Annotated in this window: 5 protein-coding genes, 1 pseudogene and 1 riboswitch; of the genes and pseudogenes, 4 read left to right on the top strand and 2 right to left on the bottom strand. The window is 73.4% G+C overall.

Annotated features, from left to right (window positions below):
• Positions 1 to 202: pseudogene (locus tag NCC78_RS27075) on the top strand (rRNA small subunit methyltransferase B); the annotation flags it as partial.
• Positions 203 to 452: 250 nt separating this feature from the next.
• Here the strand turns inward: NCC78_RS27075 and NCC78_RS27070 are convergent.
• The gene (locus NCC78_RS27070) at positions 453 to 1343 is read right to left on the bottom strand and encodes a septum formation family protein (RefSeq protein ID WP_250798002.1); all 891 of its coding nucleotides are present in this window, start codon (positions 1341 to 1343) and stop codon (positions 453 to 455) included.
• A gap of 83 nt (positions 1344 to 1426) precedes the next feature.
• Positions 1427 to 2317 (bottom strand): septum formation family protein, encoded by an 891-nt coding sequence (locus NCC78_RS27065; protein WP_250798000.1) that lies wholly within the window; start codon positions 2315 to 2317, stop codon positions 1427 to 1429.
• 244 nt (positions 2318 to 2561) lie between these two features.
• On the opposite strand from NCC78_RS27065, the gene rpe reads away from it, so the two are divergent.
• From rpe to ribD, 3 genes are all read left to right on the top strand, one after another.
• The gene (gene rpe / locus NCC78_RS27060) at positions 2562 to 3242 is read left to right on the top strand and encodes a ribulose-phosphate 3-epimerase (RefSeq protein ID WP_250797999.1); all 681 of its coding nucleotides are present in this window, start codon (positions 2562 to 2564) and stop codon (positions 3240 to 3242) included.
• A gap of 1 nt (position 3243) precedes the next feature.
• Entirely contained in the window at positions 3244 to 4200 is a 957-nt protein-coding gene (locus NCC78_RS27055; RefSeq protein WP_250797998.1) for a response regulator, read from the top strand.
• 80 nt (positions 4201 to 4280) lie between these two features.
• A riboswitch (FMN riboswitch) is annotated at positions 4281 to 4454 on the top strand.
• A gap of 158 nt (positions 4455 to 4612) precedes the next feature.
• Positions 4613 to 5281, top strand: a 669-nt coding sequence (ribD, locus tag NCC78_RS27050; RefSeq protein WP_250797997.1) for a bifunctional diaminohydroxyphosphoribosylaminopyrimidine deaminase/5-amino-6-(5-phosphoribosylamino)uracil reductase RibD, incomplete at its 3' end; no start/stop codon positions are given.

The following is a 5281-nucleotide window of genomic DNA, read 5'->3' as shown; positions in this document are numbered from 1 at the left end:
CACGTGCTCCCCGCACACCGTCGAGACGCACGTGACGGTGACCGAGTCGGCCCGCCGCTCCGGCGTGCCGGTCGACTTCGTCGACGCCCGGCCGCTGCTGCCGGCGGGGATGCCCGGCCTCGGTGACGGGCCGACGGTGCAGCTCTGGCCGCACCGGCACGGCACCGACGCGATGTTCCTGGCGATGCTGCGCCGCACCTGAGCGGGGTCGCCACCCGCGTCGACCGGCCCCGACCGGGGCCCGGTGGTCCACCCACCACCCGATCCGGCCCGCACCGCGGGCCGGTGGGTGGGGGAGGGGCTGACGGACGCCGACGGGGCCACGGGGTCGTGGGTGGCGTCCGGTCGGGAACTGCGCGGTGGCGCCGGACCGCGTCCGGGCGTGCCGAGAAGTGCCGTACCGGGTGCCGTGGCTCGTCGCGCGGCTCCCGGCACCCCGGGGTGAGCGGCGCTCAGGTGACCGGCAGGCCCTTCGTGCCGGCGCCCCTCATCGACCGGGTCAGGTTGCGGTCGCTGACCCAGAGGAAGCACTGCACGCCCCGGTTGCCGTTGCGCCACTCCCGCTCGTACGGGTGGTAGAAGATCGAGCCGGCCCGGTACTGCAGGTCGCCGTTGTTCGGCACCTTGACGTACGACGCGATCAGGGCCCGGCACCCCTTGTGGGTGCGCAGGCTGTCCCGGGTGAACGCCGCGTAGCTCGTGTCGGGGGCCTGCCACACGCCGACGAACTCGGCGTGATGCCTGCTGGTGCAGGCCACCGGCACCATCTCCCGCACGTCGTCGGCGCTGACCTTCGGGTTGAAGCAGCGGTGGGCGAGCGGCGCGGCCCCGGTCAACGCGCCCTTCAGGGTGCCGGTGCGGGCCTTCGCGGTGGACTCGTCGAGGCTGGTGTACTCGCTGAGGTCGCAGCGGAACCAGCGGGCGCCCCCGCCCCAGGCCGCCGGCGACGGCAGCACCACGGTCACCCCGAGGCGGCCCGAGCGCCAGTCGGCGCCGACCACCTCGTTGACCTTCCGGTCGCACTCGGCGCGCGCCGCGCGAATGCCGGCCGAGCCGGCTCGTGGGGGCGTGCTCCGGTCGGCCTCCGCCCCGGTCAGCGTGCCGACGTGCACGGTCTCGGCGCGGTGGGTCTCCGCACAGTCGAGGGGGTTGTACGCGGTCAGGTAGCCGACGTCCTGTGTGCCCCGGTGACAGACTCCGGTGGCGGGGACGAAGGCCTGCGGTGCGGCGGGCGCCGGCCAGTCGTCGGTGAGGTTCCGGTCGGTGCCGGCCGGTGCGCCGCAGCCGGCGAGTGCCAGGGCCGCCAGCGCTCCCGCCGCGATCGCCGTCCAGCACCGTCGCATCGCACCGACCTCCCGCGTTCGTGGTCCCACCGGCCCCGTCGGGCCCGACCCGCCACCGGCGCAGCAGCATACGGCACCCGGGCTCAGATCGCGGGGAGTCCCTTCGGGCCGACGCCGCGCGTGGAGCGGGTCAGCTTCCGGTCGTCGCTCCACAGGAAGCAGCGCACACCCCGGTCGCCCTCCTCCCACTCCCGCTGCGACGGGGGATAGAAGATCGAGCCCGCCCGGTACGGCAGGTCGCTGTTGTTGGGCACGTTGGCGAAGGCGGCGATGAGCGCCATGCAGCGGCGGTGTGCCTGCTGGTCGGCCTTGGTGAACTCCGCCCAGCTCATGTCGCGTTCGACGTACACCCCGACGAACTCGGCCCGGTGCGGCTCGGTGCAGAGCACGGGGGCCATGTAGTTGAGGTTGTCGCCGATCAGCTTCGGGTCGAAGCAGCGGTGGATGAGCGGGGAGTCGCCGATCATCGCCCCGCGCAGGCTGCCGGTGCGGTTGACCGGCCGGGTGTTGTCGATGCTGTCGGTCTCGCTGAGGTCGCAGCGGAACCACCGGGCGCCGCCGGTCCACGCGGGCGCCGACGGCAGGGCGATGTTCAGCGTGATCCGGGCGGAGTGCCAGTCACCGCCGAGCACCTCGCGGGCGCGCTGGTCGCACTCGGCCCGCGCGGTCCGCAGCGCCGGGGAGCCCGGCTCGGGTCGTTCGGGCGTCTCGGCGGCCCCGCCGGTGAATGTTCCGACGTGGATCGCCTCGGCCAGGTGGTTGCGGGCGCAGTCCACCGTCTCGTAGGTGCCGGCCTGCACGACCCCGGTGATCCGGGGCAGGCAGGTGTCCGTGGCGGGCACGAACAGCTGCGGCGCCCGCAGCGCCGCCCAGTCGTCGGTGAGGTCGCCGTCGGATCCCCCTGGTCGTACGCAGCCGGCCAGCAGGGCCGTCACCGTGCCGGCCAGCGCCAGCGCCCCAAGCCACCGTCGCATCATCCGCCCTTTCCGGGAGCTGACGGCCGTTCGCGGACCCGTCGCGCGGGCGTGCAGCTCACGTCACCGTCCCTGATGGAGTGTTGCCGCGTTTCCGTCGTTCGGCCAGTCGCACATGACTGTTCGTCCGGTTTCACCGGCCCGGGACGGTCAATTCTGCACCACTGGTCACCGCTGGGTCACAGGGCGTCCCCACTGGTGCCGCGCTGCGGGCGGCTGGTGGCCGCGTTCGTACACTGGCCCCGTGACCGTACCGCCGCTGATCGTCGCGCCGAGCATCCTCGCCGCCGATTTCGCCCGCCTCGCCGAAGAGGTCCGTGCCGTCGAGAACGCCGCGGACTGGTTGCACGTCGACGTCATGGACAACCACTTCGTGCCCAACCTGACCATCGGACTGCCCGTGGTGCAGAGCCTGCGGGCCGCCACCGAGCTGCCCTTCGACGTGCACCTGATGATCGAGGACCCGCGCCGCTGGGCGCCCGGGTACGCCGACGCCGGCGCGTACAACGTCACCTTCCACGCCGAGGCGTGCGACGACCCGGTGGCGCTGGCCAAGGACCTCCGCTCGGCCGGCGCGAAGGCCGGGCTGGCAATCGACCGGGACACCCCGATCGAGCCGTACCTGGAGCTGCTGCCGAGCTTCGACACGTTGCTGATCATGACGATCAAGGCCGGTTTCGGCGGGCAGCGGTTCCTCCCGCAGCTGCTGGACAAGGTGCGCGCCGCCCGCCGGCACGTCGACAGCGGCCACCTCGAACTACGCATCGAGGTCGACGGCGGGATCGCCGCCGACACCATCGAGCAGGCGGCCGCGGCCGGTGCGGACGCCTTCGTCGCCGGCACCGCCGTCTACGGCGCCGACGATCCAGCCGAGGCCGTCCGCCGGCTCCGGGCACTCGCGGAACGCGCCGCCCCCGGGGCCTGACGTGGAACCCGACGGCGACCGCAAGGACATCATCCTCGTCGTCGACGACGACGAGGACATCGCGCGTTTCGTCGAGTTCAACCTGCGGCTGCAGGGCTTCGAGGTGGTCCACGCCAGCGACGGCCAGGAGGCGCTCGAGGCCATCGAGCGGCAACGGCCCGACCTGGCGGTGGTCGACCTGATGATGCCGCGCATCGACGGTCTGGAGCTGACCCGGCGGCTGCGGGCCGACCCGATGACCTCGGCCCTGCCGGTGATCATGCTGACCGCCAAGGGCATGACCGTGGACAAGGTGCACGGGCTCAGCGCCGGCGCCGACGACTACCTGGTCAAGCCCTTCGACACCGCCGAGCTGGTCGCCCGGGTCAGCTCCACGCTGCGCCGCAACAAGGAGTTCCGGGAGGTCTCCCCGCTGACCGGCCTGCCGGGCAACAGCCGGATCCGGCGGGAGATCTCCGACCGGGTCCGCAACGCCGTCGACTACGCCGTCGGCTACATCGACATCGACCGGTTCAAGAGCGTCAACGACCGGTACGGCTTCGTCCGCGGCGACGACTTCATCTCCGCGCTGGCCCGCAGCCTGCACCGGGCGGTGGTCTCGGTGGGGCTCCCGCCGGCCTTCCTCGGGCACGTCGGCGGCGACGACTTCGTCATCGTCTGCACCCCGGACCAGGTCCTTCCGCTCACCTCCCGGGTCTCCGCCGACTTCGAGAAGGCGGCCGACGCGCTCTACGACCCCGCCGACGCCGCCCGCGGCTACGTCGAGCTGAAGGACCGCCGGGGCAACATCCGGCGGGCCGCCCTGGTCACCCTCTCCATCGGCGTCTCCATCTCCGACGCCAACAAGCGGTTCACCGACCCGCTGGAGGCGATCGCCGTGGCCTCCGAGATGAAGACGGTGGCCAAGAGCCAGCCCGGCTCGTACGTGGCGGTGGACCGGCGACGCGGGGTTACGTGATCGTGCGCTTGTGCTGTGAAGTACCTCGCCTCGGTGGCGGAACCCCCCGTCCGGCGTGTAAGACTGCCGGTGTACCCACCACGCGCTGGCGGGACTCGGTGTAATTCCGAACCGGCGGTGATCCACGGCCCTACCGTGGTAAGCCCGCGACCCGGTCGGCACGTTGCCGCCCGGTGGACCTGGTGAGAATCCGGGGCCGACGGTTGGGTGCGGGCACGCCCGCGCTCAGAAAGTCCGGATGGGAGACAGCGCGCGGGACGGACGGGCCATGCCCGGCCGCTGGTCTCAGCGTGCCGTGCTCGCCCCCCGGGGCGGCTGTGCCGTACCCGGACCTCCGCCACCGCATGCCCTGCGGCACCCGTCGCCTCCCGTGACCGCCCGCGCGCCGACCGGCGAGTGAGAGGGCAAGGGCATGGCCGGCGTCTCCGTCGACGAGGCGATGCGTCGCGCGATCGAACTCGCCGCGCGCGGTCTCGGCACGACCAGCCCCAACCCCGTGGTCGGGTGCGTCCTGCTCGACGCCGACGGCCACGTCGTCGGTGAGGGCTTCCACGCGTACGCCGGCGGGCCGCACGCCGAGATCGTCGCGCTCGCCCAGGCGGGGGAGCGCGCCCGGGGCGGCACCGCCGTGGTCACCCTGGAACCCTGCGACCACACCGGCCGCACCGGCCCCTGCAGCACCGCGCTGGTGCAGTCCGGCGTCGCCCGGGTGGTCATCGCCGTGCCCGACCCCAACCCGGTCGCCTCCGGCGGCGCCGCCACCCTGCGGGCCGCCGGGATCCAGGTCGACCTGGGGGTACGCGCCGACGAGGCCGAGGCCGGCAACATCGCCTGGCTCACCTCGATGCGCCGGGGCTGGCCGTACGTCGTCTGGAAGTACGCCGCGACGCTGGACGGCCGGTCCGCGGCGGCGGACGGCACCAGCATGTGGATCACCTCCGAGGCGGCCCGGATGGACGTGCACGCGCTGCGCGGCACCGTCGACGCGGTGATCGCCGGCGTGGGCACCGTGCTCGCCGACGACCCCCGGCTCACCGCCCGCAACCTGCGCGACGGCACCCTGGCCATCCGGCAGCCGCTG

This window comes from Micromonospora phytophila, from assembly GCF_023656545.1.
GTDB lineage: Bacteria > Actinomycetota > Actinomycetes > Mycobacteriales > Micromonosporaceae > Micromonospora > Micromonospora phytophila.
This window is presented reverse-complemented; position numbering and strand designations above follow the sequence as displayed.